At 69.9% G+C, this 25,857-nt stretch carries 29 protein-coding genes; 18 read left to right on the forward strand and 11 right to left on the reverse strand.

All coding sequences use genetic code 11. The features are described 5' to 3' along the window. Positions 1 to 106 precede the first annotated feature (106 nt). Positions 107 to 346 carry a hypothetical protein gene (locus BDK92_RS11245; protein WP_121156659.1) on the forward strand — a complete coding sequence of 80 codons (240 nt, stop codon included), beginning with the start codon at positions 107 to 109 and terminating at the stop codon, positions 344 to 346. Positions 347 to 402: 56 nt separating this feature from the next. After that, a complete protein-coding gene (locus BDK92_RS11250; protein WP_121156660.1) occupies positions 403 to 606 on the forward strand; it encodes a hypothetical protein in 204 nt (67 codons plus the stop codon). A gap of 64 nt (positions 607 to 670) precedes the next feature. Here the strand turns inward: BDK92_RS11250 and BDK92_RS11255 are convergent, their stop codons facing one another. Genes BDK92_RS11255 through BDK92_RS11265 form a run of 3 tightly spaced genes read right to left on the reverse strand, consistent with a single transcriptional unit; the run spans position 671 to position 1,915 of the window. After that, entirely contained in the window at positions 671 to 1,204 is a 534-nt protein-coding gene (locus BDK92_RS11255; RefSeq protein ID WP_121156661.1) for a DUF1360 domain-containing protein, read from the reverse strand. A gap of 53 nt (positions 1,205 to 1,257) precedes the next feature. Then, on the reverse strand, positions 1,258 to 1,590 hold the full coding sequence (locus BDK92_RS11260) for a hypothetical protein (protein ID WP_121156662.1): 333 nt from the start codon (positions 1,588 to 1,590) through the stop codon (positions 1,258 to 1,260). Position 1,591: 1 nt separating this feature from the next. Continuing rightward, the gene (locus tag BDK92_RS11265) at positions 1,592 to 1,915 is read right to left on the reverse strand and encodes a DUF6158 family protein (protein ID WP_425462222.1); all 324 of its coding nucleotides are present in this window, start codon (positions 1,913 to 1,915) and stop codon (positions 1,592 to 1,594) included. Between the two features lie 169 nt (positions 1,916 to 2,084). Between BDK92_RS11265 and BDK92_RS11270 the strand changes: the two genes are divergently transcribed. After that, entirely contained in the window at positions 2,085 to 2,498 is a 414-nt protein-coding gene (locus BDK92_RS11270; protein WP_121156664.1) for a hypothetical protein, read from the forward strand. 16 nt (positions 2,499 to 2,514) lie between these two features. Then, positions 2,515 to 2,850, forward strand: coding sequence for a DUF3817 domain-containing protein (locus tag BDK92_RS11275; protein ID WP_121156665.1), 336 nt, complete (start codon positions 2,515 to 2,517; stop codon positions 2,848 to 2,850). 196 nt (positions 2,851 to 3,046) lie between these two features. Here the strand turns inward: BDK92_RS11275 and BDK92_RS11280 are convergent, their stop codons facing one another. After that, positions 3,047 to 3,247 (reverse strand): DUF397 domain-containing protein, encoded by a 201-nt coding sequence (locus tag BDK92_RS11280; protein WP_121156666.1) that lies wholly within the window; start codon positions 3,245 to 3,247, stop codon positions 3,047 to 3,049. 375 nt (positions 3,248 to 3,622) lie between these two features. On the opposite strand from BDK92_RS11280, the gene BDK92_RS11285 reads away from it, so the two are divergent. Beyond that, positions 3,623 to 4,486 carry a helix-turn-helix domain-containing protein gene (locus BDK92_RS11285; RefSeq protein ID WP_121156667.1) on the forward strand — a complete coding sequence of 288 codons (864 nt, stop codon included), beginning with the start codon at positions 3,623 to 3,625 and terminating at the stop codon, positions 4,484 to 4,486. Positions 4,487 to 4,517: 31 nt separating this feature from the next. Here BDK92_RS11285 and BDK92_RS11290 read toward each other — a convergent pair whose 3' ends face one another. Next, positions 4,518 to 4,988 carry a DUF6232 family protein gene (locus BDK92_RS11290; RefSeq protein WP_121156668.1) on the reverse strand — a complete coding sequence of 157 codons (471 nt, stop codon included), beginning with the start codon at positions 4,986 to 4,988 and terminating at the stop codon, positions 4,518 to 4,520. Between the two features lie 818 nt (positions 4,989 to 5,806). Here BDK92_RS11290 and BDK92_RS11300 point away from each other — a divergent pair. Next, complete coding sequence (locus tag BDK92_RS11300; protein WP_121156670.1) at positions 5,807 to 6,769, forward strand: C40 family peptidase; 963 nt, start codon at positions 5,807 to 5,809, stop codon at positions 6,767 to 6,769. Positions 6,770 to 6,778: 9 nt separating this feature from the next. Beyond that, a complete protein-coding gene (locus BDK92_RS11305; RefSeq protein WP_121156671.1) occupies positions 6,779 to 7,468 on the forward strand; it encodes a hypothetical protein in 690 nt (229 codons plus the stop codon). A 95-nt stretch (positions 7,469 to 7,563) separates the two neighbouring features. On the opposite strand, the gene BDK92_RS11310 is transcribed toward BDK92_RS11305, so the two are convergent. The 4 genes from BDK92_RS11310 to BDK92_RS11325 all read right to left on the reverse strand — a co-directional run bounded on the left by BDK92_RS11310 (position 7,564) and on the right by BDK92_RS11325 (position 11,853). Next, entirely contained in the window at positions 7,564 to 8,553 is a 990-nt protein-coding gene (locus BDK92_RS11310) for a sigma-70 family RNA polymerase sigma factor (protein ID WP_121156672.1), read from the reverse strand. Between the two features lie 442 nt (positions 8,554 to 8,995). Continuing rightward, positions 8,996 to 9,850: a MurR/RpiR family transcriptional regulator gene (locus tag BDK92_RS11315; RefSeq protein WP_121156673.1), complete on the reverse strand. Its 855-nt coding sequence runs from the start codon at positions 9,848 to 9,850 to the stop codon at positions 8,996 to 8,998. 9 nt (positions 9,851 to 9,859) lie between these two features. Further along, positions 9,860 to 10,870 carry an NAD-dependent epimerase/dehydratase family protein gene (locus BDK92_RS11320; protein ID WP_121156674.1) on the reverse strand — a complete coding sequence of 337 codons (1,011 nt, stop codon included), beginning with the start codon at positions 10,868 to 10,870 and terminating at the stop codon, positions 9,860 to 9,862. 206 nt (positions 10,871 to 11,076) lie between these two features. Continuing rightward, on the reverse strand, positions 11,077 to 11,853 hold the full coding sequence (locus BDK92_RS11325) for a dTMP kinase (RefSeq protein ID WP_246016965.1): 777 nt from the start codon (positions 11,851 to 11,853) through the stop codon (positions 11,077 to 11,079). Between the two features lie 217 nt (positions 11,854 to 12,070). Here BDK92_RS11325 and BDK92_RS11330 point away from each other — a divergent pair, with 217 nt between their 5' ends. From BDK92_RS11330 to BDK92_RS11365, 9 genes are all read left to right on the forward strand, one after another. Next, on the forward strand, positions 12,071 to 12,697 hold the full coding sequence (locus BDK92_RS11330) for a nucleotidyltransferase family protein (RefSeq protein ID WP_121156676.1): 627 nt from the start codon (positions 12,071 to 12,073) through the stop codon (positions 12,695 to 12,697). Next, positions 12,694 to 12,969, forward strand: a complete 276-nt coding sequence (locus tag BDK92_RS11335) for a hypothetical protein (protein WP_121156677.1) — start codon at positions 12,694 to 12,696, stop codon at positions 12,967 to 12,969. Before BDK92_RS11330 ends, BDK92_RS11335 begins: the two co-directional genes overlap by 4 nt. Positions 12,970 to 12,979: 10 nt before the next feature. After that, a complete protein-coding gene (locus tag BDK92_RS11340; RefSeq protein ID WP_121156678.1) occupies positions 12,980 to 13,756 on the forward strand; it encodes a metallophosphoesterase family protein in 777 nt (258 codons plus the stop codon). Beyond that, positions 13,747 to 13,890 (forward strand): GPGG-motif small membrane protein, encoded by a 144-nt coding sequence (locus tag BDK92_RS38935; protein WP_170208550.1) that lies wholly within the window; start codon positions 13,747 to 13,749, stop codon positions 13,888 to 13,890. Before BDK92_RS11340 ends, BDK92_RS38935 begins: the two co-directional genes overlap by 10 nt. Before the next feature lie 438 nt (positions 13,891 to 14,328). Continuing rightward, positions 14,329 to 15,675, forward strand: a complete 1,347-nt coding sequence (locus BDK92_RS11345; RefSeq protein WP_121156679.1) for an ABC transporter substrate-binding protein — start codon at positions 14,329 to 14,331, stop codon at positions 15,673 to 15,675. A gap of 71 nt (positions 15,676 to 15,746) precedes the next feature. Further along, complete coding sequence (locus tag BDK92_RS11350) at positions 15,747 to 16,808, forward strand: carbohydrate ABC transporter permease (RefSeq protein ID WP_121156680.1); 1,062 nt, start codon at positions 15,747 to 15,749, stop codon at positions 16,806 to 16,808. A gap of 1 nt (position 16,809) precedes the next feature. Beyond that, positions 16,810 to 17,778 carry a carbohydrate ABC transporter permease gene (locus tag BDK92_RS11355; RefSeq protein WP_121156681.1) on the forward strand — a complete coding sequence of 323 codons (969 nt, stop codon included), beginning with the start codon at positions 16,810 to 16,812 and terminating at the stop codon, positions 17,776 to 17,778. Between the two features lie 69 nt (positions 17,779 to 17,847). Continuing rightward, positions 17,848 to 18,867: a LacI family DNA-binding transcriptional regulator gene (locus tag BDK92_RS11360; protein ID WP_121156682.1), complete on the forward strand. Its 1,020-nt coding sequence runs from the start codon at positions 17,848 to 17,850 to the stop codon at positions 18,865 to 18,867. A 175-nt stretch (positions 18,868 to 19,042) separates the two neighbouring features. After that, on the forward strand, positions 19,043 to 20,713 hold the full coding sequence (locus tag BDK92_RS11365; protein ID WP_121156683.1) for a glycoside hydrolase family 13 protein: 1,671 nt from the start codon (positions 19,043 to 19,045) through the stop codon (positions 20,711 to 20,713). Positions 20,714 to 20,765: 52 nt separating this feature from the next. Here BDK92_RS11365 and BDK92_RS11370 read toward each other — a convergent pair whose 3' ends face one another. Next, complete coding sequence (locus BDK92_RS11370) at positions 20,766 to 22,235, reverse strand: MFS transporter (protein WP_121161982.1); 1,470 nt, start codon at positions 22,233 to 22,235, stop codon at positions 20,766 to 20,768. A 266-nt stretch (positions 22,236 to 22,501) separates the two neighbouring features. On the opposite strand from BDK92_RS11370, the gene BDK92_RS11375 reads away from it, so the two are divergent. Further along, positions 22,502 to 23,026 (forward strand): SigE family RNA polymerase sigma factor, encoded by a 525-nt coding sequence (locus BDK92_RS11375; protein ID WP_121156684.1) that lies wholly within the window; start codon positions 22,502 to 22,504, stop codon positions 23,024 to 23,026. Further along, positions 23,023 to 24,237, forward strand: coding sequence for a PD40 domain-containing protein (locus tag BDK92_RS11380; RefSeq protein WP_121156685.1), 1,215 nt, complete (start codon positions 23,023 to 23,025; stop codon positions 24,235 to 24,237). Before BDK92_RS11375 ends, BDK92_RS11380 begins: the two co-directional genes overlap by 4 nt. Before the next feature lie 101 nt (positions 24,238 to 24,338). Here BDK92_RS11380 and BDK92_RS11385 read toward each other — a convergent pair whose 3' ends face one another. After that, on the reverse strand, positions 24,339 to 25,802 hold the full coding sequence (locus BDK92_RS11385) for a xylulokinase (RefSeq protein ID WP_121156686.1): 1,464 nt from the start codon (positions 25,800 to 25,802) through the stop codon (positions 24,339 to 24,341). Positions 25,803 to 25,857 lie beyond the last annotated feature (55 nt).

The raw sequence follows: 25,857 nt of genomic DNA on the forward strand, positions 1-25,857 counted from the left end.
CCCGTCCGGGATTCCATCCGGCGTTGTGGCTCATGTCACTCTCCGACCGAGGCCGTCAGGCCCCGACGGTACGTCCCGGAAGTGCCGTGCGTCCCCGTCGGTGTGTTTGACCGACCCGCCACCGGGTAGCCGGGCCTGCGTGACCGACGATCAGCTCCGTCCCGATCTGGACGACCTGTTGGACGACCTCTACGAGGGTCAGGAACGGGTCACCCAGGCGGAGATCCATCGCCGCGCCGTCGCCGCCGAGTTGCCGGCCGAGCTGCTCATCAGGATCACCGCCATGCCCGAGGGCGAGTACGCGGTCGACGAGGCCGCCGAACTGCTCGGCGGCACCCCCGCCTGACGGCCCGGGTCCGGCGGGTGGGGTGAGAAGTCGCCGACAGCACACCAGGAGGACAGATGAGTCAGTACGGCCAGCAGGGCGAGCAGAACCAACCGGCGGTCGGCGAACCGCCGCAGCAGGGGCAACAGGACCAGCAGGACCAGCAGCAGGGCGACCTCGGCGAGCAGGAACAGCAGCAGCCCGACGAGCAGTTGCTCACCGGTGAGCAGGTCGGCCAGGAGCCGCAGGCTCCCGAGGGTTGGTCTGACCTGGAGGAGTGAGGCCGGCCCGGGCCCGACCCGGCGGGCCAGCTCGCCGGGTCCGGTCCTTGCGGCCCTCGACCGTCTACTGCGCGGGTTCGCTGCGGCCCTCGGCCGCCTGCTGCGCGGAGGCGTACGCCAGTTGCAGGAAGTCCGACGCGGCGATCGCGGTCAGCGCGGTCGCCACCAGTCGGGTCAGCCGGGGGGCGAGCACCAACCCGCCGGTGAGCCCGGTGGCCACCCAGACCGCCAGGCAGAACGGACAGCTCAGCAGTTCACCGATCGCGTGCCGGGTGCCGCTGCCCTGGTCGCGTACCTGCTCCATCACCTCGCCGTTCCCGGTCGGGCGGTCGTAGCTGGTGAACGGGGCGCGCAGCGGGCTGGTGACGGCGTCCTTGCTGAGCAGCCGGCTGAGTTTGTGTGTGGCGATGCCGAGCAGGACGATGTCCGAGTTCGACGGGGCGTGCGGCACCGGCCGGCCGGTGGCTCGTACCACGCCGGTGAGCCCCGCGATCACCCCTCCGTAGGCACCGAGTGCGACGAGGTAACCGCCGAGCGGCCGGTGTTCGTGTGGCGCGTACGCCTGCCGCAGCCGCGCCACCCTGCTTCGTACGTTCATGACCCGGTCCCCTCGATCGGTCGTGTCCACCGCCGGTGCTCCGGTTCGGCCGGTCAGCCGGGGGTCAGGTTCTCCCCGACCTCCCGGGCCAGGTTGACCAGCGACTCGTCGGCGAGTTGGTCGAGTTCGCGGTCTGGTGGGTCCGCTTCCAGTTCGAGCCGTACCTCGGCGCCCCCGGCGTCGGTGGGGCGGACGTGGAGCCGGGCCGACCAGGTCGGTGAGCCGGCGGTCTCCCAGTGCGCCCCGAGCGCGTCGGTGACCCGGGCCGGTGCGCCGCCGTCCCGGCGCAGGGGCGCGGGCAGCCAGGCGTCGACCCGGTCCGGGTCGGTGGCGGTGTTGAAGACCACCTCGGGCGGGGCGTCCATGCCGCGTTCGGCGCGGGCCACGTCAGTTGCCGTCCCGCAGTCGGGCCGGGTCGACCTCTCGACCGGGGTGCCGGCTGAGGTATTCGGTCTCCAGCTCGGCTGTGCGTCGCAGATGGTTGGCGAGTGCGGTGTCGGCGGCGTGCCGGAGCGTGTCCAGCCGGGTCCGGTGCAGGCTGCGCAGTTCCCGGATCAGGTCGTCGTCGCCGAGCTCGGCCGGGTCGATGCCGAGGTCGTCGGTTTCCTCGACCACGACCGCGGCGGCGGTCACCGGGTCACGGTCGTGCAGGTGGTCGCCGTCCCACTCCCCGACCCGCTGTTCAGGGCTGTCGTCGACGGACCCGGTCATATCGAATTGGGCACCTCGTGCTGAATCGGTCATCATCGCCCCCGGTTGCTCGACTGGGTTGGCGACTGAACGGTTGCCCGCGTCGGGTACACCCCAAACCACACGACGCCGAGCACTACTACGACGCCACGTCGGAGAGCCGGACGGATCGCCGGTACGCTCTAGAGCCATGAGACGGTTGTGGACACCGGCGTGGATCGCCCGCCACGTGCTCACCATCGTGCTCGTGGCCGGGTTCCTCGCGTTGGGCTGGTGGCAGATCAGCCGGGCCGCCAACGGCAACACCCTGAGCTGGGCGTACGCCTTCGAGTGGCCGATCTTCGCCGGCTTCGTGGTCTTCCTGTGGTTCCGTGAGGCGCGGCACACGCTGCGCCCCGGGGATCCGGACGAAGCGACGCCGCCGGTCACCCCGGCCAGAGCTCCGGGCGTACGGCGGCCGGTCCGCTCGGCGCGTACCAGTGCCCGGGTGCTGGTGCCGGCGGAGGAAGTCGATCCTGAGCTGAGCGAGTACAACCACTACCTGGCGTGGTTGAACGCCAATCCGGGCGCCCGGCCCGGCGACTACCCCGGCCCCGGCCGGTAGGAAGGAACGGAACGACGTGGGCGCAGCCCTGACCCGATACCGTGTGATCGCCTATGTGGTAGGCGTCGTGCTGATCCTGCTGGTGGTGGTGGGAATGCCACTGAAGTACGGCTGGGACGAGCCGGTGGTGGTGGAGACGGTGGGTCCCGCCCACGGTTTCCTCTACATGATCTACCTGGTGGCCGCGTTCGACGTGACCCGCAGGGCCAAGTGGCCGCTGGGCCAGATGCTGCTGGTGATGCTCGCCGGCACTGTCCCGTTCGTGTCGTTCTACGCCGAACGCGTGGTACGCCGACGGATCAACGCCCAGGTGCGGGAGGAGCAGCCGCAGCCGCAGACCGTGGCCGGCTGACCCCCGGCCGGTCGGGCCCTCGGGCGCCCCTCCCGCACGGCAACCGGGCACGCTCCACGTCGATTCGATGCCGTACGTCCGGATCGGGCCCGTTGGCCGGCGATCCTGAGTGAAGCATGAGCCGGTACGTGAATCCCGTGCCGTGGGGCACTCCGTACGGCGCGTCACCGGCCGGCCCGGGCGCCCCGGCGGGCACTCAGCCCCGGTCGAACTCGCCGAGCCGGACGGTGTCGACGAATGCCTGCCAGGCGGTCGCCGGGAAGACGACGTGGCGCTCGGGGTCGGTGGAGTTGCGCACCGCCATTCCCGCTGTCACCTCGGCAACCTCGACGCACTTCTGCGATTCGCATCGAGTGCTCTTCCGCCACGTACCCGCGACGGAATCCGGCTGCGACATGCGTCCTCCTCGGCACCCGCTACCTTCACGGCAGGTGCCGCGACGAGCAGACGATACCGGTCGGCCAGCGGGGCGGATAGCCCGCAAATGCGCGCATTATGGTGCTTCATTTCTGGGTTACACCGAGTGCCACGGTACGACTCCGGCCCGCTGCAAACCTCTGGTGTTGGTTTGCGCGGCCGGTGTAGCCTGCACGATAGCCTTCCCATCTGGTAGGTAGCCGATCGCCAGGTGGCACCCCGGAAACACCCCCGCTCCGAGGAATCACCCGCTCTGAGAAGGACCGGATCCGTCCAGGACCGGATCTGACGACACCGGCCAGCGCCCCCTCGCTCAGCCGCCGGTGTGGTGCCGTTGACGGAGAGAAATCTGCTGATGAGCACGGCATTCGGCCCAACGGTGGGCAGACGCAGACTTCGCTCGGCGATCCGCCGGGCCCGGGAGGCCTCCGGGCTGACCCAGGAGCAGGTCGCTCTTGCGATGGACTGGTCGCTCTCCAAGCTGATCCGGATCGAATCCGGCTATGTCTCCATCTCCACCAACGACGTCAAGGCCCTGCTGCACCACTACCAGGTGACCGATCCGGCCCAGGTGGCGAAACTGGTGGAACTGGCCCGGGTGGCAAGGCAACGCACCTGGTGGTCGCAGTACCGGGACAGCGTGCCGCCGGCGTACTACGCGTACATCGGCCTGGAGGCGGAGGCGTCACGACTCTGCTTCTACCAGTCGGTCGGCATGCCCGGTCTGCTCCAGACCGAGGCGTTCGCCCAGGCCGTGGTCCGGTCCGTGATACCGAACTTCAGTGACGCGAGCGAGGCCCAGGCGTCGGTGGCGCTGCGGTTGCGGCGCCAGCGCGAGGTGCTCGACCGGCCCGACCCACCGGTCATCGACGTGGTGCTCGACGAGGCGACCCTGCACCGCCAGACCGGCGGTCGGGACGTGATCCGCGAGCAACTGCTCAACCTGGTCCGGCTCGGCAAGGTGGAGCACATCACGGTGCAGGTGTTGCCGTTCACCTCCACCATCTACACCCCACTCGGCCAGTTCGTGATCGTCTGCTTCGACGGCTCCGAGGAGACGGACGCGGTCTATCTGGAGAGCACCGGCCTGGAGGACGTCCTCGACCACCCGGAGTCGGTCACCTCGCACCTGATGACCTTCGAGGGACTACGACGGGCGGCGATGAGCCCGGCGGAGTCCCTCGAACGGATCGCGGCCATCGCGCACGATCTGGCCTGATCCGGCACGGCACTGTCGAGCGGGGCGCGGGTCAGTGGGCCGGCGGCTCCCAGGGCGGCGGCGCGGTGACGACCGGCTCGGCCACGCCGCCGTACCGGGCGACCTCCTGTGCCCGGCGCAGGGCGCGCGTGAGCTGGCCGAACTGACGCTCCTGGTCGCTGCTGAACAGAAGCATCATCTCGCCCCGGTAGCGGCCCCACAGTTCCCACGTCGGCGGCCGCAGCCTGTGCCCGAGGAACGCGAGGAGCACCGGCACGAACGCGGCGGCACCGAGCGCCAGATAGGTGGCGGCGTTGAGTCGGTAGAACTCACCGGTGTAGCCGAACGCGATGCCGATCACGACCAGCACCCCGCCGGTGACCACCACGGCCCGTACGGTGAGCGGGTCGTGCGGGCCGCGCGCGGTCCTGAGTTGGGTCAGCTCGGCCACCGGGAACCGCCGTCCGGCCACGGTGAACCATTCGCTGGTGACGCTGACTCCCGGTCGGCGGTAGAAATCCACCGGCGCCGGCCGATCGGCCCCTCGCCCGGTGACGGATTGTGTACCTGGTCGGCGCGCGGAGTCGCGAGTAGGATGCATGACAGCCTCCAACGGCTCGTGAGGCGGGCTGTGGTGTGCGTGGTGAAGAGTGGTTGTAAAGATCGGCACTTGGTGGCAGCCAGGTGCCGATCATCGTTTTGCAACGATGCCGTTGCGAGAAATCGATTCCCGCTCTGCAATCATTGTGCGAAGCACGTGCCAGGAGAGGGAAGGGCTATTTCAGCCACCTGGCAGATTTCCAGGCGGCAGCTAGCTCACTGGACAGATTTATGTCCTTCTTTGCGGTGCTTTAACCTACCGACAGCCCGTACCTCATTTGCCAACACCGGCCAAAGGGGCAATCGGCGAGTCCCGGTGCGGGATCCACCGCTTATATCACCAAGCGGTTCCGCCTCACCACGCCACGTGATCAGGGCATTCGAGAAATCGTTCACCTCGTCACAGAATGATCGACCCCCACTGTTGCCGCGACCGGTTCGGGGACTAGGTTGGTTTTCGCTGGTCCGGTGGTCAGTCATCCCCCTGGGTGACGCCGGCCCGGCGCCGCCGAACCGCACCGGCCGGACGTGACCGCGAGGTGACACTCCGCAATCGCGCCCGGGACCGCTCCACAACGGACGCGACCGCCCCCGGGCGGAAACGGCCGATGTGCCGGGCCTCACGCCCGAGGGCGCGCACCGCGCGACCGAGCGGACACATCGGCTCGACCTCGTACCCGAGCACCGGGACCAGAGGTCGCGACATCGATCGGCGGCGAGAACGGAAGGGGCTCCGCACTCTTGCCATCCGCGCGGATCCTGTTGCGCTCGCTCGTCCTGGCGGGTCTGGCGGTCGGGCTGATCGCGCCCACCACGATCGCCCAGGCGGAACCCTCCGCCGCCGAGCTGACGCAGCAGATCAACAAATCCTCCACCGAGCTGGAAAAGATCGTCGAGTCGTACAACAAGCTCAACGAGCAGATCAAGGGCACCAAGGCCGCGGTCGCCGACCTCGGCACCAAACTCGGCCCGCTGGAGCAGCAGGCGACGCAGAGCCGCGCCGAGGTGGCGGCGCTCGCCACCAAGGCGTACAAGGCGGGCGGACTGCGTACGGCGGACGCGCTGCTCGGCGACAACGCCGCCGAGAGCCTGGTCAACCGGCTCGGCACCCTCGACTACCTGGCCCGGAACCGGGAAGAGCAGCTCGCCGGCCTGACCGCCGCCCAGCAGGAGTACATCGACCAGAAAGCCCGGCTCGACGCCACGCTGGCCCGGCAGACCTCGCAGGCCAAGGAACTGGACGCCGGCAAGAAGAAGATCGAGGGCGAGATCAAGAAGCTCTCCGAGATGCGCCGCAAGGCGTACGGTTCGGTGAGCACCAGCGGCAGCAAGTACACCGGCAAGATCCCTGCGGTCTCCGGCAAGGCTGGCGTCGCCGTCACCTACGCGTACAACGCGATCGGCAAGCCGTACGTCTGGGCCGCCGAGGGACCGAACGGCTACGACTGCTCCGGCCTCACCCTGGCCGCGTGGAAGGCCGCCGGCAAGTCCCTACCGCACAACGCGGAAATGCAGTGGAACCAGGTGGCACACATCAGCCGGGGTTCGCTCCAACCCGGTGACCTGGTCTTCTACAGCGGCCTCGGGCACGTTGCGCTCTACGTCGGCAGCAACCAGGTGATCCACGCACCGAGCTTCGGTGAGAACGTGACACTGGCCAGCGTCGACATGATGACCCCGTACGGCTACGGCCGGGTCGGCTAACCTGCCCGGGTGACCACGCCCGAGAGCACCGACGCGCTGGCGGGTGCGGCGATCGAACGCCTGACGCCGTACCTGCCAGCGGTCGGCACGACCGGCCCCGACACCCCAGGCGTGGATTCCGCCGCCCGGTCGCTCCACCGGACCGTCGCCGCCCGGCTGCACGCCCTCGGCGAGACCGAGGCGCTGGCCGAGTTCGTCCGGCAACCCCGCAACAATTCCCTGGTACGGCGCCTGCTCGCCACGGCGATCCGGGAGGACCCGGCGTACGCCGCCGAACTCGCCGCCGCCGTGGCCGCCGTCCCACCCCCCAGCGCCGCGTCGCAGACTCCCGCCGGCCCCGCGACGGCGACCGCCGCCGCCACCCCAACACCGGCTCCGCCCGGAACCGGACGCCGGTTCTCCCGGCGCGCACTCCTCATCGGGTTGACCGTGGTGGTCGTCGCGGTGGCGGTGGTCTGCCTGATCGCCCGGAACATCCTCGGCGACCTCGACGACAGCGGTGGCCTGACCAGCCAGTCCTCCTGCGCGGATTTCCGCCAGGCACCGAGGGAGGACCGGATGCGGGCACTCCAGGCGATCGCACTGGCGCGGGGCGTTCCCGAGTTGGACAGCCCGTTCGGGCTGACCGCGGTCACCGAGGCCTGTGCCACCCAACCGGAGCGGCGCGTCGGCGACGTGGTCGCCAGCTTCCGCGACTGACCCAGGTACGCGTGCGGCCGGCGCCCTGTCGGGGCACCGGCCGTGGCTTGCTCGCGTTGTCGGTAGGCGGCTGGCTGTTCGGTCAGGCGGCTGCTCTAGGCGGCCTGGAGGCCCTCCGCACGGGCCAGCTCGCGGAGCCGGCCGAGCGCCTGGATCTCCAGTTGACGAATCCGCTCACGGGAGAGCGAGAAGCGCGAGGCGACCTCGGTGAGCGAGTGCTCGCGGCCGTCCTCCAGCCCGTACCGGGCCCGCATGATGCCCGCCGAACGGTCGTCGAGGTGGTTGAGCAGCCCTTCGATCCGCTGCCGCTCCAGTGCGGTCAGCACGATCTCCTCGGGCGACGGGGCGTCGCTGTCGGCGACCAGGTCACCGAGGTTGGTGTCGCCGTCGTCGCCGACCGGGGTGTCCAACGACACCGTGTCCTGCGACCAGCGCACCAGCTCGTGCACCCGCTCCACCGTTACGCCCAGGGCCGCCGCGATCTGCTCCGGCTCGGGGTCGGAGCCCAGCTCACGGGTGAGCTGACGCGCCACGTTACGCATCCGGTTGACGTCCTCGACCAGGTGCACCGGGAGCCGTACGGTCCGCTCCTGCTGGGCGATCGCCCGGCTGATCGCCTGACGGATCCACCAGGTGGCGTACGTCGAGAACTTGTATCCCCGCTCGTAGTCGAACTTCTCCACGGCCCGCACCAGGCCGGTGTTGCCCTCCTGGATCAGGTCGAGCATCGGCATCCCGGAACGCACGTAACGACGGGCGATCGAAACCACCAGTCGCAGGTTCGCCCGGATGAACAGATCCTTCGCCCGCTCCCCCTCGACCACCAGGCGCTCGAGCTCCTCGCGACCGACGCCGTCCGGAACCTGCTCGGTGTCGAGCAGGTGTTCCGCGTAGAGGCCCGCCTCGATCGACTTCGAGAGGTCGACCTCCTTGGCCGCGTCGAGCAGCGGTGTGCGCGAGATCTCGTGCAGGTAGACGCCGACCAGGTCGCGCTCCTCGGCAACCTCGTCGGTACGCATCACGATGCTCTTCTCCACGTCGCTCACGGTCCCCTCGTCTGCCCCGGTTGCCCGGTTACCTGCCATCCCCACGTTCATCAGCCCTCCCCCGTAACCCCTGCTGTGCCCTGTGGCGCTGACACCTACACAACAGTTGAGACGCGTTGGGGATTCCATCTCGTGGGTCGAAAGTGTCACGAATGCCTGAGTAGTTCCTGTGAGCACGATCGAAGCTTGCTGTCAGGAGGCCCGTTCAACTGCCCGAAACCCGGTTCCGCGCTGATTCGCGGATCGGTGGCGCAGCCCTTGAGCCTGCTAAATGGCAACACCGCGACATAACGACGCGCAGCGATCCGCATCACCGCTGGCCTGCGATCCTCGTCACTGCAACAACACGCGCCAGGACCCTGGTCGGTTCACCACGGTCCGGGAATACCCCTGTGAGTGGTGAACAATCCGGCCGGCGCGCAAAGTCCCCTTGATCAACAGATCGCGGTGTCCGCATACCGACCGCCCCCGGCGCCGACAGTCAGAGCCGTCGGGCCGGGCTCCCGCTGCGGCTCGCCAATCCGACGAAGAGGCAGTCGACGACGGTGAGCTGGGCCAGCCGGCTGGCTGTCGCGCCCGTCCGGTACGTGGTCTCCCGCCCCGCGGTGACCAGTACGACATCGGCCGCCCCGGCCACCGGCGACCGGGGGAAGCTGGTCAGGGCGACGGTGGTCGCGCCCCGGTGTCGGGCCCGCTCCAGCACGGCCAGGGTCTCGGCGCTCTCCCCGGAGTGCGAGATCCCGATGGCGACGTCACCCCGCCCGAGCAGGGCGGCCGAGGCCAACGCGGTCTGCCCGTCCGGGAAACAGGAGACCAGCCGGCCGATCCGGTGCAGCTTCCGCTGGAGGTCCAGGGCGGCGAGTCCGCTGGCACCGGCCCCGTGGACCTCGATCCGGCCGGCCCGCTGGAGGGCCGCGACGACCTGTTCACAGACGACCGGGTCGAGCTGTTCCGCCGTTTCCGTGACCGCCCGGGCGTCGTGGTAGGCGACGGTCGCGATGACCTGTGCCAGACCTGCGCCGGGCGGGATGTCGCCGGCGACCACCCGACCGTCCGGCGGTTCGGTCCGCCTGGCCGCCTCGGCGGCCAGGCGGATACGTAGTTGCGGGTAACCGGTCAGCCCGACCGAGCGGCAGAACCGGACGACCGTCGCCTCCGAGGTTTCGGCCGAGGTGGCGAGATCGGTGATGGTACGGCGGGCGGCGCCGGCCGGATCGGCGAGGACGAAACGGGCCACCCGTTGCTCGGCCGGCGAGAGGGACGGCAGCAGGCCGCCGATCTGGACGATCAGCCCACCCGGCTCATGACCTGGGTAAACCTGTGCAATCTTTCCCACCAGCGAAAGCTACTGACGGGCGGCCCACTCCCGCAACACCTCCGCCTCCTGCGCGGGTTCCAACCCGCCCGCCTTCACGTCGCCGGGACTGGCCCGGATCCACTCCAACGTCCGGGCCGCGGTCTGGGCGATCGGCCGGATCCGCAGCCCCGCGGCCAGCGAGTCGGTCACGTCCCGAGCCAGGAAGCCGCCGTACTCGGGCAACGGCAACCAGAGCGGCAGGGACCGTTCCCCGGTCCAGGGCCGGACGTCCCGGGCGAGGAGGAAGTCCTGCTCGACCCAGGTCAGCTCCGGGTCGGGCCGGCCGACCCCGGCGGCGACCTCGGCCAGGAAACGGCTCCGGGACAGTGCTGCGCTCATCCCGTCGAAGGTGCCGGCGAGGCCGTTCTCGGCCGCGTACAACAACCACTGGGCCAGGTCGTCGACGTCGACGAGCTGGACCCGGTCGTCCGGGGTGCCGGGGGCAAGTACCTCACCACCCCGAGCCAACCGGGCCACCCAGTACGGGAACCGGTCACTTGGATCCTCCGGCCCGACGATCAGACCGGCCCGGCAGATGAAGGCGCGTTCCGGGCCGACGCCGTCGCGTACCGCGTCTTCGCAGGAGACCTTGCAGGGGCCGTAGAAGTCGGCGTGTTCGCCGACCGGGTTGTCGACCTCGACCGGGGCGGGGACGGTGAGCTTCGCCGTGTCGGCCCGCTGACCCGGGGTGGCGTTGTCGGCGTATACCGAGCAGGTGGAGACGTACGACCAGTGGCCGACCCGGTCGGCCAGGGCGGCCACCGCGTGCCGGGCGTGGCTCGGCCGCCGGGTCACGTCGACCACCGCGTCGAACCGCTCACCGTCCAGTGCGGACAGACCAGCCGGGTGGTCGCGGTCCACCTGGACGAACCTGGCCCCCGCCACCGGCTCGCCGGAGACACCACGGGCGGCGCAGGTGACGTGATGGCCGGACGCGCGGGCCAGCCGGGCGACCGCGCGGCCGAGGAAGACGGTGCCGCCGAGGATGAGAAGACGCATGCCACTGATCCTGCGGCCGGTCCGGCGCGACCAGCCAGCCCCGTCTGCCGAGAGCAGAAAGGCTTCGCGTTCAGCGCAATCCGACGCGGGACCGCTGCGCGTTCGACGAAACCCGCCGTTGGAGGCCGCCGGCCGGCTCGACCGTCGGCGGCCGTGGCCCCGGGTCAGCCGCCCGGGGCCTCGGCGTCCGGGGACGGCCTTTCGGGTCAGCCACCCGAGCTGACGGCCCGGCCCAGCATCACCGGAGGCGGCGGGGACGCCGCTTCAGGCGGTGCCGGCAGCCGGACCGGCGACGGTTCGGGCGACCGGACGGTCGGCGGCGGCTCCGGTGTGAGCCAGGGCCGCAGGTAGACGGCGATCTGGGCGGTGACCTCGTCCGGTGGACGGTTGGCGTCGATCACCACGAAGGTGCCGTACTCCGGCAGGGAGCGGTAGGCGGCGTCGGCCGCGATGAGGTACTCCATGCTCTCGTGGTCGGTGCCCCGGATGCCGATCCGCCGGTACGCCTCGGCCGGCTCGACCGAGAGCAGGAAGGTCACCTCGGGCTCGGGAAAGAACCGGTAGAAGAGGCGGGCCAGCCGTTCCCCGCGCCGGCTCCCGCTGTGCACCCGGACGCTGGCGTACTGGTCGACCGCGTAACGGTCCATCACCGCCAGCCGGCGGCGTACGGCGGAACGGAGCAGCGCGCGGACGATCGCCAGCCCGCGCAGTATCGACTCGACGATCAGCAACCCGGTGGGGCCGAGCAGGCGCACGGCGTCCGGGCGCCCGAGTCGCCGGGCGGCCCGGCCGAACCAGCGCCGACCGCCGGCATTGCGCCAATAGGTGGAGTGCACACCGGCCCGGTTGAGTGCCACTGCGAGCCGGTGTGCCTGGGTGGTCTTACCTGAGCCATCGATGCCGACAAGCGCGACGACGCGAAGTCGCCCCCTGCCGACCGTTTCAACGTGCCGATCCTGCGCAGATGGGGCCACGCTCAGCAACGGTACCGGGCGTTCGCACTCCTCGATGCATTTCAGGATGGTATGGGGTGAATTTCCGGAAAAACTGCACGGCTTTTCGACGACAATGAGGTAATTGTCGGCCAGGATGGATCTCGACCCGCGTGCCGTCCCAGGTGTGAAGGAGCGGGGTGCGGGGTACCGACAAATCTGCACCCAACCGACCAGATGCCCGCCACAACCCACCACGGGAGCTGTCATGGATCACCGCGGGGACGAGGGTTTGCTGCACACCCTCAAGCGGGTCGCCGCCGTCCTCAAACAATCCGAGATTCCCTTCGCCCTGGGCGGAAGCTTCGCGGTATACGCCCACGGCGGCCATTCGAGCGACCACGACGTCGACTTCCTGCTCCGTGAGGAAGACACCGAACGTGCCCTGGAGGCTCTGGTGGCGGAGGGTTTCGTCGCCGAACGCCCACCGGAGGACTGGCTGGTCAAGGTCTACGACAACGGCCGGCTGGTCGACCTGATCCACCGCCCGATCGAAACCCCCGTCACCGACGACACCCTGGCCGACACCGTGGTCCGTCCGGTCGACGCGATCCACATGCCGGTGCTCACCGCGACCCGGCTGATGGTGCACAAGCTGCTCAGCTTCTCCCAGCACTACTGCGACTTCGCCCGTGGGCTGCCGCTGGCCCGCTCCCTGCGCGAGCAGATCGACTGGGCACGGGTCCGCGAGGAGACCGGGCACTCGCCGTACGCCGAGGCGTTCCTGATCCTGCTGAACCGGCTTGACGTCGTACCCGCGACCGACGGGGCGGCCGCCACGACCGCGGCAGCCGACCTTGAGGCCACGCGGGCCGAGAAGGAGGTGCTGGCATGACCGAACCGGACCGGGTCGCCGTCGAGCGGCCCGACGACTATCTGGAAGCGGCCGTGCAACGGCTGTTGACCGAGAACGCCGACATCGCCGAACAGGGCATCAACGTGGTCCGCCGGGACCAGTCACTGGTGCTCTACGGCGAGGTGGAGAGCCAGCAGCGACGCGAGGAGATCCTGCGCCGGGTCGCCGAGACGTACCCGGACCTGCCCCTGAAGGTCGACATCGGACTCATCCGCGCTCAGGCCCCGACCGAGGTGGAGGAGTTGCCGTGAAGGAGGCGACATGGTGATCCGGATCGCCGCGGTCGGCGACGTACACCTCGACGAGGACGTGGTCGGCCGGTTCCGGCCGGCACTCGACCAGATCGCCGAGTACGCCGACGTACTGCTGCTCGCCGGGGATCTGACCCGGCACGGCTCCGAGTCCGAGGCGCGCTGCGTGGCGACCGAGTTCGGCGGGCTGGACGTACCGGTGGTGACCGTGCTGGGCAACCACGACCACCACTGCGACCAGGTGCCGCAGGTGGTGCGGGTGCTCGAGGACGCCGGCATCACCGTGCTGGAGGGCACCGGTGTGGTGCTGAAATGCGGCGAGCACCGGCTCGGCATCGCCGGGGCCAAGGGCTTCGGCGGCGGATTCGCCGGCCGGTGCGCCAGCGAGTTCGGCGAGCCGGAGATGAAAGCGTTCATCCGGACCACCACCGCGGTCGCGGATCGGCTCGGCACCGCGCTGCGGGAGCTGGAGGCGGACGTACGCGTGGCGCTGACCCACTACGCGCCGGTGCCGGACACCCTGGCCGGTGAACCGTTGGAGATCTATCCCTTCCTCGGCTCCTATCTGCTCGGCGAGGCCATCGACTCGGCACCGACCGCGCTCGCGATCCACGGTCACGCCCACCACGGCACGGAGCGCGGCACCACGCCCGGGGGAGTCCGCGTACGCAACGTCGCACACCCGGTGATCAAGCAGGCCTACAGCGTGTTCCACCTCTCAGAGGAGGCGGATCGGGCGAAGGTTTCTGCGGAAATCGGGTCGGGTATTGACCGGTCATGGACCTGATTCTTTGGATTCTCGCAGTCGTACTGGTCGTCTCCGGCGTGCTCGCACTGTTCCGGCGGCAACTGCTCTGGGGCATCGTCCTCATCATCATCGGGCTGCTGGTCGGCCCGGGCGGGGTCAGCATCTTCAACTAGCCGCCTGATCCCTCATCCCCTCGATCCGATCCCTCCCCCTCCCCGAAAGACCTCCCCTCCCCCTCCTCTCCTTCCTGTTCTGGATCACGATTCCTTCGACCCACCGGGGTCGTCGTACCGGGTTCTCGTCCTCCCCGACGGAGGCCCGGTGCGACGACCCCGGTGTCGTACCCGGCGGCTGTCGTAACCGCCGCGGCGGACATCTCGACTTGTCGATCGCTGAATCGCACAAGATCCACTATGTGGAACGGGGCCGATCGTCGCGCCGCACGTCGGAACGGCCAGCGGTAAACGAGCAGGTTTCCGAATCGTTACGGGCTCGTGCCACGGGAGGGGTGGACGGCTCCACTTGCAAGCGCTTACATATGGGCACGCCCATCGGGGCCGGCGTCACCGACGGGACCTCCCGACGACCGCCGGCGAAGGAAGGAGGACGGCATGGCGGTCTTCACCAGACCACGCCAGGCCCTCGTGATCGCCAGCGCACTCGCGCTGACCTTCAGCGCCACCGCCTGCTCGTCGAGTGGCAGCGACACCAACAGCAACGCGGACTCCCCGGAGTGCGCCGCCTACAAGGCATACCAGGGCAGTGACGGCGAGAAGGTCAGCATCTACGCGTCGATCCGCGACGCCGAGGCCGACATCCTGCAGGACTCCTGGTCGCAGTTCGAGAAGTGCACCGGGATCGAGATCGACTACGAGGGCAGCGGCGAGTTCGAGGCCCAGTTGCAGGTACGGGTGGACGGCGGCGACGCCCCGGACATCACCTTCATCCCCCAGCCCGGCCTGCTCAACCGGTTCGCCGCAGCCGGCAAGCTCAAGGCGGCATCGGCCGAGACCAAGGCGATGGCCGAGCAGAACTTCTCGCCGGACTGGCTGAAGTACTCCACCGTCGGTGGCACCTTCTACGGCGCGCCGCTCGGCTCCAACGTGAAGTCCTTCGTCTGGTACTCCCCGAAGACGTTCAAGGAGAAGGGTTGGCAGGTCCCGACGACCTGGGCCGACCTGCTCACGTTGAGCGAGAAGATCGCCGCCAGCGGCGAGAAGCCCTGGTGCGCCGGGATCGAGTCCGGTGACGCCACCGGCTGGCCGGCGACCGACTGGATCGAAGACCTGATGCTTCGTACGGTCACTCCCGACGTCTACGACCAGTGGACCACCCACGGCATCCCGTTCAACGACCCGCGGGTCGTCAGCGCGCTCGGTGAGGCCGGCAAGATCCTGAAGAACCCGAAGTACGTCAACGGCGGCTACGGCGACGTCAAGAGCATCGCGGCCACCTCCTTCCAGGAAGCCGGTCTGCCGATCCTGCAGGGCAAGTGCGCACTGCACCGGCAGGCGTCGTTCTACGCCAACAACTGGCCGGCGGGCACCAAGGTCGCCGAGGACGGCGACGTGTACGCCTTCTACTTCCCGGCGGTCGACCCGGCGAAGGGCAAGCCGGTGCTGGGTGGTGGCGAGTTCACCGTCGCCTTCGCCGACCGGCCCGAGGTGCAGAAGGTGCAGACCTACCTCGCCTCCCCCGAGTACGCCAACGCCCGGGCCAAGCTCGGCAACAACGTTTCCGCGAACAAGGGCCTGGACGTCAACAACGTCCCGAACCCGATCGACAAGCTCTCCGTGGAGATCCTCCAGGACCCGAACACCGTCTTCCGCTTCGACGGCTCGGACCTCATGCCGGCGGCCGTCGGCGCGGGCACGTTCTGGAAGGGCATGATCGAGTGGATCAACGGTAAGGACACCGCTGCCACCCTCGACCAGATCGAGAGCACCTGGCCGAAATGAGCTCACCCGGTGGTCCGGTCCGGCGTACCGGACCGGACCACCGGCTCGTCTAGTGGCCCCGGGGAGGGCGGATGAACTTCGACTTCGCGGACGAGGCACCGAAGCTCGTCATGCTGCTGTACGGGCTGGTCGCCTTCGTCGTCGTGGTCGGCGGCCTGCTGCTCCTGCTCGATGTCGTACCAAACTGGTTCGCCCGCCGGCGTGAGGCCCGGCTGGTCGCCGTCGCCGACGCCGGCCCGCCGGCCGGCGCCGCCCGAGCCCGGCGCCCCAGGCGCGCCGAAGGACTCTTCGGCCTCTTCTTCCTGCTGCCCACCGTGCTGCTGCTCCTGGTCGGCCTGGTCATCCCGGCGATCCGGACCGTGGTGCTCTCCTTCATGGACGGTGGCAGCGACGCCTGGGTCGGATTGCGTAACTACGGCTGGTTGTTCAGCCAGGACGAGATCGTCCGGGTTTTGATCAACACCCTGATCTGGGTGATCCTGGTGCCGCTGCTGGCCACCACCACCGGCCTGCTCTACGCCGTGATGGTGGACAAGGCCCGGTTCGAGGCGGTCGCCAAGTCACTGATCTTCCTGCCGATGGCGATCTCGTTCGTCGGCGCCAGCATCATCTGGCGGTTCGTCTACGCCTACCGGGGCGAGGGCCAGGAGCAGATCGGTCTGCTCAACCAGGTGGTGGTCTGGTTCGGCGGCGAACCCCGGCAGTGGCTGCAGGAGCCGCCGCTGAACACACTGCTGCTGATCGTCATCCTGATCTGGATCCAGGCCGGCTTCGCCATGGTGGTGCTCTCCGCCGCGATCAAGGCGATCCCGGGCGACATCGTCGAGGCCGCCCGGCTGGACGGGGTGACCCCGTGGCAGATGTTCTGGCAGGTGACGCTCCCGAGCATCCGGCCGGCGCTGATCGTCGTGGTGGTGACCATCTCGATCGGCACACTCAAGGTCTTCGACATCGTCCGGACCGCGACCAACGGCAACTTCGACACCAACGTGATCGCCAGCGAGATGTACAACCAGGCGTTCCGCTACGGCGAGACCGGCCAGGGCTCGGCACTCGCGGTCTTCCTCTTCGTCCTGGTGATCCCGATCGTGATCTACCAGATCCGCAACCTGCGCAAGCAGCGGGAGGTATGACATGACCACCGCCGTTCCCGTACGCGCCGGCACCGCCGCCACCGCGACCGACCAACCGACCACCGTCGGCGGCCGGGTACGAAAGCGGCTCAACAGCCGGACCGCGACCGTGGTCTCGATCGTCATCGCGGTGGTCTGGACGCTGCCCACCTTCGGCCTGTTCATCTCCTCCTTCCGGCCCGAGGACCAGATCAAGACCACCGGCTGGTGGACCTTCTTCAGCGACCCGCAGTTCACCCTGGAGAACTACCAACAGGTTCTCTTCGGTCGCTCGTCCTCCTCCGGCCAGTTGGCCAGCTACTTCGTGAACTCAGTGGTGATCACCATTCCGTCGGTGCTCTTCCCACTGGCGTTCGCCGCGCTGGCCGCGTACGCGCTGGCCTGGATCAACTTTCGCGGCCGGGACTGGATCTACATCGGCATCTTCGCGCTCCAGATCGTGCCGCTGCAGATGGCGCTGGTGCCGCTGCTCCGGTTCTTCTCGCAGGGCGTGAGCCTCGGCGGCGTCACCCTGATGCCGGCCTGGGATCTCGCTGACGAACAGCGCTTCGTCCAGGTCTGGTTCGCCCACACCTGTTTCGCCCTGCCGCTCGCCATCTTCCTGCTGCACAACTTCGTCTCGCAGCTCCCCCGGGACCTGATGGAGGCGGCCCGGGTGGACGGGGCGACCCATCCCAAGATTTTTCGGACGATCGTGCTGCCGCTGATCACTCCGGCGATCGCGGCCTTCGGCATCTTCCAGTTCCTCTGGGTCTGGAACGACCTGCTGGTCGCGCTGATCTTCGCAGGGGGCGGGGACGAGACCGCGCCGATGACCGTACGTCTGGCCGAGATGGCCGGCACCCGGGGCAGCGAGTGGCAACGGCTCACCTCGGGCGCGTTCGTCTCGATCGTCATACCGTTGATCGTCTTCCTCTCCCTACAGCGGTATTTCGTCCGTGGCCTGCTCGCCGGCAGCGTCAAGGGCTGAGCCCGGGGCACCCGACGGAGGTGGCGGGGCCGCGAGGTGGCGGCCTGACTGAGCGGAGCACGTAACACCGTGACCAAGATCGACGACGTCGCACGGCTGGCGCGGGTCTCCACCGCCACGGTTTCCCGCGCCCTGCGCGGGCTGCCGACGGTGTCGGAGTCCACCCGCGCCCGCGTGCTCGCCGCCGCCGAACAGCTCGGATACACCGCCTCACCCAGCGCCTCCCGGCTCGCCGGCGGGCGTACCGGGACGATCGCGGTGGTCGTCCCCCAGATCACCCGCTGGTTCTTCGGCACGGTGGTCGACGCGGCCGAGGAGACCCTCCGCGAAGCCGGGTACGACCTGCTCCTCTACAACCTCGGTGACCAGGAGAGCAACCGCCGGCAACTGCTCCACGCCAGCAACCTGCAGAAGCGGGCCGACGCGTTGATGCTGGTCTCCACCCCACTCTCCGAAGCCGAACTGGCGACCATCGCCCAACTACGACTGCCCGGGGTGACGGTCAGCTCCGGCGCCGCCGTACCGGGATGGCCCAGTGTCCGGATCGACGACGTCGGCGCGGCCCGGGCCGCCACCGCCCACCTGCTCTCGCTCGGTCACCACCGGATCGCGCACCTGGCCGGTGACGCCTCCGCGGAACTCTCCTTCACCACCCACATCGACCGGCGACTCGGCTACCAGCAGGCGTTGCTCGCCGCCGGACAGAAACCTGATCCCCGGCTGGACGTCGAAGCCCAGTTCACCGTCGACGGTGGCAGCCAGGCGACGCTCGACCTGCTGAGCCGGGGCGAACCACCAACGGCGATCTTCGCCGCCTGCGACGAGATGGCGATGGGTGCGATGTCCACGCTCCGCTCGGCCGGCCTCCGGGTGCCACAGGACGTCAGCGTCATCGGGCTGGACGACCACGACCTCGCCGCCGCCGTCGGGCTGACCACGGTCGCCCAGCCGGCCGCCACCCACGGCCGGCTCGCCGCCGGCCTGCTGCTCGACCCCTTGGCGGGACGCCCCCGGGCGACCTCGGCATCGATCATCCTGCCCACCCGCCTCGTCGTACGAGAGTCGACCGGGCCACCGCGCAGCGGGTGAGCCCGTCGCCCGCCCAGCCCTGGGCAAAGTGGCCAGAACACCGGCAGACTGAGACAGAACGACGCAACACCCCGGACCATGCCGGCCACCGGCCGGCTGCCCGAGTACCAACCTGCCCGACACCCATGGGGAGCACGCCCTGAACAGCCAGCAGACTCCATCCTCGACCACCGAGCTGCCGCAGACCTCGGTTGCACCGAGCGACCAGCCGGAACCCGCGCAGTGGTGGCGAGAGGCGGTCATCTACCAGATCTACCCCCGCTCCTTCGCCGACGGCAACGGCGACGGTGTCGGTGACCTCCCCGGCATCACCGCCCGCCTGGACCACCTCGTCGAACTCGGAGCCGACGCGATCTGGCTCTCCCCGTTCTACCCGTCGCCGCAGGCCGACGCCGGGTACGACGTGGCCGACTACCGCGGCGTCGACCCGCTCTTCGGCCAACTCGCCGACGCCGACACGCTGATCGGCGCCGCCCACGCGCGCGGCCTACGGGTCATCGTCGACCTGGTGCCCAACCACACCTCGGCCGCCCACCCCTGGTTCGGCGCCGCCCTGGCCGCCGCCCCCGGCAGCCCGGAACGGCAGCGCTACATCTTCCGCGACGGCCGGGGGGCCGCCGGCGAGGAGCCGCCCAACGACTGGCAGAGCGTCTTCGGCGGCCCCGCCTGGACCCGGGTCACCACTCCCGACGGACAGCCGGGTCAGTGGTACCTGCACCTGTTCGACCCCGGGCAGCCGGACCTGAACTGGGACCGCCCCGAGGTACGCGCCGAGTTCCTCGACATCCTGCGGTTCTGGCTCGACCGGGGCGTCGACGGTTTCCGGGTCGACGTCGCACACGGCCTGATCAAGCAGGCCGACCTCGCCGACTGGAGCTACCCGCAGGAACCCCTCTCCGGCGAGGGCACCGACCGACCGCGCCCACCGATGTGGGACCAGGACGGTGTGCACGACATCTACCGCGACTGGCGGGAGGTGCTCGACAGCTACCCGGACGAGCGCATCCTGGTCGCCGAGGCGTGGGTGCAGCCCGCCGAGCGGCTCGCCGCGTACGTCCGCCCGGACGAGATGCACCAGGCATTCAACTTCGAATACCTGGAGGCGGCCTGGACCGCCCCCGCCCAGTACGCGGTCATCACCCGTTCGCTGGAGGCGACCTCGGCGGTCGGCGCACCCACCACCTGGGTGCTCTCCAACCACGACGTGATCCGGCACGCGTCCCGGCTCGGCCTGCCGGTCGGACAGACCCGGCCGAACGGGATCGGCGCCGACGACCCGCAGCCGGACGGCGTACTCGGGTTGCGCCGGGCCCGCGCCGCCACCCTGCTGATGCTCGCCCTGCCCGGCTCGGCCTACCTCTACCAGGGCGAGGAACTGGGGCTGCCCGAGCACACCACGATGCCCGACGAGGCCCGACAGGACCCGACCTGGGAGCGCAGCGGGCACACCCACCGGGGCCGGGACGGCTGCCGGGTGCCGATCCCGTGGGAGTCGAACGCGCCGTCGTACGGCTTCGGCCCGACCGACCGGAGCTGGCTGCCGCAGCCCGTGGTGTACGCCGAGTACGCGCTCGACCTGCAACGAGGGGTGACGGGCTCGACGTACGAGCTGTACCGGACGGCGCTGCGGCTGCGCCGTGAACACGGCCTGGGCCGGGGCGGGGTCTACTGGCTGACCAGCCCGGACGACGTGATCACCTTCCGCAACGGGGAGCTGACCGTACTGACCAACTTCGGTCCGGAGGCAGTGCCGCTGCCGGCCGGCGCCACCGTCCTGGTCTCCAGTGCCCCGCTCGACCCCGACGACCAGGTCCCCACCGACGTCACCGTCTGGTACCACGCCTGAGGGGTAAGGACGGGCCCCTTGTTAACGCATAGCGTTAACAAGGGGCCCTTCCTTACCCGCCGTCGGCGCGGACCTCGTCGGCGCGGTCGTGCAGCAGGGTGTGCACGTCCCCGATGTCCCGTGGCGAGGTACGGGACGCCAGCCAGTACATGATCCCGGTGGGGATGAAGAAGAGCTGGAACGCGGCCAACCCCACGGCGAAGTTCAACGGTGGTGGGAAGGCCGCCCGCAGCCCCTGGAAGGCCACCCCGACCAGCCCGTTGCCGGCCGCCCGACCGACCCCGTTGACCAGGTTGCCGAGACTGTAGACGGTGCCCCGGTGCTCGGGTGGGTTGACGTCGGCGATCAGAGCGAACCAGTTCGGTGAGTTCGCCGAGGTCAGGGCGAGCGCGAGCAACGCGGTGAGCAGACTGAACCCGACCGTCGGCTCGGTCAGCACACTACCGAGCACCGCGCCGATCACCGTCCCCGCACCGGCCCCGTCCGGGACGTCGATCCGGATCGGAACAAAGAACAGGACCAGGTAGAACGGCACGGCCGCGAGGATGCCGACGGCCGCGACCAACGCCCGGCCCCGGGGCGTACGCCGTTGCAGCGCGTCGCCGACTAGTCCACCGACAATGGAGAGCACCCCGCCGAGTTGGAACAGGGTGGCGAAGACGCTGCCCACGATGATCGCGGTGGCGGTGGAGAGACCCTGGTCCTCGGCCCGCTCCTGGAACAGCACCGGCAGCCAGACCAGTGAGCCGAAGGCCGCCTGCGCGGTCAGTCCCTGCAGGATCAGCCAGCGGTTGGTCCGCCGCCCCAGGATCACCGGCAGGTCGGCCCGGCCGATCCGGTAGTCGTACTCGTGCCCGGTGGCGATCGCCCCGGCGAGTTCGGGTTCGCTCTGCCCACGCTGGATGTCGTACGTGAACAGGTAGGCGACCGTGGCGACCAGCCCGGCGACGCTGAGCACCAGGAACGGCAGCCGCCAGTCGGTCGAGCCGAGGATGCCGCCGAGCAGCGTGCCGGCGAGCGTACCGACGCCCTGGGAGAGGCCCCAGAAGCTCATCACCAGCCCCCGGCGGCTGGGCGAGATGAGGTCGGTGACGACCGAGAAGCCGACCGAGCCGACGGCACCGAGACCGATCGCCGCCACCGCCTGCGCGGCGAAGAACGCGGGCCAGCCGCCGGCCGCGCCGAAGAACTCCGGGTAGTTGCCGGCGGCGGCGCTGCCGGCCGTACCGAGCGCCCAGAGCAGGGTGCCGATCATCAGCAGGGGCTTCCGGTTGGTCCGGTCGCCGTAGTACGCCCAACCGACCGCCGCCACCGCGCTGACCAGGAAGTTGACCGCGGTGACCAGCCCGATCGCCGACACGTTGACGTGCAGTGTGTCGCTGATCGGCCGGTAGAGCGGCGGGACCAGCCCGATCGCCACGTTGTCCAGTGAGGCGAGTACGACGAAGACGACCACGCTGTAGATCCGGTGTATCGGGCCGCCGCCCCGGGCCACCCGCCCGCCACCGCTGGTCCTGGTCATCTCCGACACCTGCACAGCATGCGGCAACGCCCCGGGGTGTCGTAACACCCGGGCCGGTTGAACAGCGGCGGCGCGCTGTCAAAGCGGCGCGCTGTCAAAGCGGCGGCGCGCTCCCGAAGCGACGGCGGGCCGGCGGCGCTGCACCGTGCTCCGCTCCGGCGACGGTTCTCGCTCCACGACGATCTGAGATCTTGATTGCGTTCGGTCGCTAGGCAGCAGCCGGCCCGGTGCCGGCGTTGTTATCGGCATGAGGGACAGGTATCTACATGAACGCTGACCTGGAACGGGAGTTCAGCGACTTCGTCGAGGCGCGTACGCACGCGCTGTTCCGGACCGCGCTCGCGCTCAGCGGACACCGCCAGCAGGCCGAGGACCTGCTCCAGACGGTGCTGGCAAAGGGTGCCCGGCACTGGGGCCGAATCCGCACCGGCAACCCGGAGGCGTACCTGCGTACCGCGCTGTACCGCCAGCAGACAAGTTGGTGGCGCAGTCTGCGGCAGCGTCGCGAGGTGAGCACCGAGCAGGTGCCAGAGGTTCGGGCACCGAGGGACGACACGGCCACCGTCGACCTCCACCTCGCGCTCCGGCAGGCACTGGCCCGGCTCGCGCCCAAACACCGGGCGGTGCTCGTGCTGCGCTACTTCGAGGACCGGCCGGACAGCGAGATCGCGGAGATCCTCGACTGCGCCGAATCCACCGTACGGAGCCAGGCCGCGCGCGCCCTCGCCCGGCTGCGTGGCCACTGTCCCGAACTCGACATCCTTGGCACGAAGGAGAAGGCGGAACGATGAACCTGCATCTCACCGGAGCGCTCCGCAACGCGTTCGAGGAGCTGGCCGAGACCGCACCACCGCCGGCCGGGATGGCCCGTACCGCGCTGGTCACCGCCCGACGGCAGCGGATCGTCCAGAAGGTCGCCGGTGGCGGGATCGCCGCCGCTGTCTGCGCCACGCTGGTCGGCGTGATCGCCGCTGTCGGCCCGATCGGGACCGCGGACGGCGGCAACCAGGTCGCCGGCGGCGGGTTCAAGCCGCTCGTGGTCACCGCGTACAGCGGCATCCGGGATCGGTCGATCGAGGACCCGAGCCCGCACTTCCAGTACTCGCTCCTGCTCGACCCGAAGACCGGACGGTACGAACGGATTCCCTACCGGTACGCAATGCCCTCACCTGACGGCTCCCGGGTGCTGGTCGGGACCGGCGACAACGGCCCGAATCCCACCCGGATGGGAGTGATGGACCGCGCCACCGGGGACGTGCGGTGGATCGATGACCCCGGCGAGGCCGACTCCTTCAGCGTGCTCGGCTACTCCGACAACGGCCAGTGGTCACCGGACGGGCGGCGGATCCTCTTCACCCACATGCCCCGTCAGGGTGAGCCGCGCTTCGCCGTGGTCGATCCGGAGACCCTCCAGACCACCTTCGTTCCCCTGCCCGACCTCACCTCCGACCACCATCTGGGCCTGGGCCTGGTCTGGACGCCGGACAGCAGGGGAATCGCGCTGACGCTGACGCGGCTCCCCGAGAATCTGGAGACAGGCGCCGTGGTGACCGGAGTCCGCTTCTACGACCTGACCGGCAAGGTGGTCCGTACGGTTACCACCGACGCCGGCACCTTGACCCGCCCCGCCTTCTCACCGGACGGCAAGCAGATGGCCCTGATCACACCCATCAGCGGCCTGACCCCCGTCACTGTCACCGTCACCGACCCGACCACCGGGGCGGTGCAGCACACGATGTCCCTGCCGCGCGCCTCGGATCTGATCGGCTGGGCGGACGACGAACATCTCCTGGTCCGCGCCTTTCCCGACGAGGATTCACCGACGTCTGGGGAGCCGGCCGGCCCCGGCGCGGCGACTCCCGAGGCGAACGCCCGGCTGCTCGTCGTCGACCTGAACGGGCGGGTGGACCACTCGATGCGACTGCCGAACGATCATGCCGAACGCCTCTTTGTCGGCCCCTCCACCGGCCTGCCCGTCAGCGCCGCACCGATCACCTTCTGAACCGCCCGGCCCGCGCGCGTTGACCCAGGGTCTGTCGATCATGAAGTTGGCGCATCCGGGAGAGATCGAAACCCGCGCCAACTTCATGATCGACACCAGGGTCAGTGGGTGGGGCGGTTGATGAACAGGTCGCGGGCGGCGACGTACTGGTCCCGGATCTGCGGAGCGGCGGGGGCGTCGTACTCCTGGGTGGAGCTGGCCACCCAGGAGGGCGGCGCGTCACCGCCGAGAGCGACCCACGCGGCCTGGCGGGCGGCACCGTCGGCGACATACTCGCCGGGGGCGGGGACCAGGACCGGGCAGCCGAAGACCTCGGGCGCGATCCGACGGACCGCCTCGGAGCGGGCACCGCCGCCGACCAGGATCACCCGGTTGACCGTGGCGCCCTGGGCCACCATCGCGTCAAGCCCGTCGGCGAGCCCGCAGAGCAGCCCCTCGATCGCGGCCCGCGCCAGGTGGGCCGGGGTTGAGGTACGCAGGGTCAGCCCGTGTACGGCACCGGTGGCGAGTGGACGGTTCGGCGTCCGCTCCCCCTCCAGGTACGGCACCAGCACCAGCCCGTCCGCCCCGGCCGGAGCCGAGAGCGCCAACCGGGCCAGCTCGTCCAGATCGACCCCGAGCAGTTTCGCCGCCGCGTCCAGCACCCGCGCCGCGTTGAGTGTGGCGACCAGCGGCAGGAATCGGCCGGTGGCGTCGGCGAACCCGGCCACCGCACCGGAGCTGTCCTGCGACGGCGTCTCGGCGACGCTGAACACGGTGCCCGAGGTGCCGACGGAGACGATCACATCGCCGGGGAGCGCGCCCACGCCGAGCGCCGCGGCGGCGTTGTCGCCGGTGCCCGGGGCAAGCGGCGCGCCGTTGGCCAGTTCACCGGCCCGACCGGTGGGGTCGAGCACCACCGGCACCACCGGCCGCCGACCGAACGCCTGCTCCAGCAGGTCGAAACGGTATTCGCCGGTACGCGGGGACCAGTAGCCGGTGCCGCTCGCGTCCCCGCGGTCGGTACGGAGCGTGTCCAGTCCGCCCGCACCAGCCAGCCGCCAGGTGAGCCAGTCGTGCGGCAGGCAGACCGCGGCGGTCCGTTCCGCCGAAGCCGGTTCGTTCCGGGCGAGCCAGCGCAGCTTCGTCACGGTGAAGCTGGCCACCGGCACGCTTCCCACCGCCTCGGCCCACGCCTGCCGGCCGGCGACGAGGTCACCGACCCGGTCACCGGACTCACCCGCGTCGGCGGCACGACCGCTGACGCCGAGTTCCTCGATCAGCTCGGTGGCGGCACCGGCCGACCGGGTGTCGTTCCAGAGCAGAGCGGGCCGGACGACCGCGCCCCGCTCGTCGAGACAGACCATGCCGTGCTGCTGGCCGGCGACCGAGGCGGCAACCACGTCCGCCAGGCCGCCGGCCTGCACCACGGCATCCTGCAACGCATCCCACCACGCCTGCGGATCCACCTCGGTGCCGACCGGATGGGCGGCCCGCCCGGAACGGACCAGCTCGCCGGTTTCGGCGTCGCGGATCATCACCTTGCACGACTGGGTCGACGAGTCGACCCCGGCGACGAGCGCCATCTCCGGCCTCCGTGGCTGAGGGGGTGGGTGGATCTAGCAAGCAGGGGTACGGATA

Source organism: Micromonospora pisi (genome assembly GCF_003633685.1).
Classification (GTDB): Bacteria; Actinomycetota; Actinomycetes; order Mycobacteriales; family Micromonosporaceae; genus Micromonospora_G; species Micromonospora_G pisi.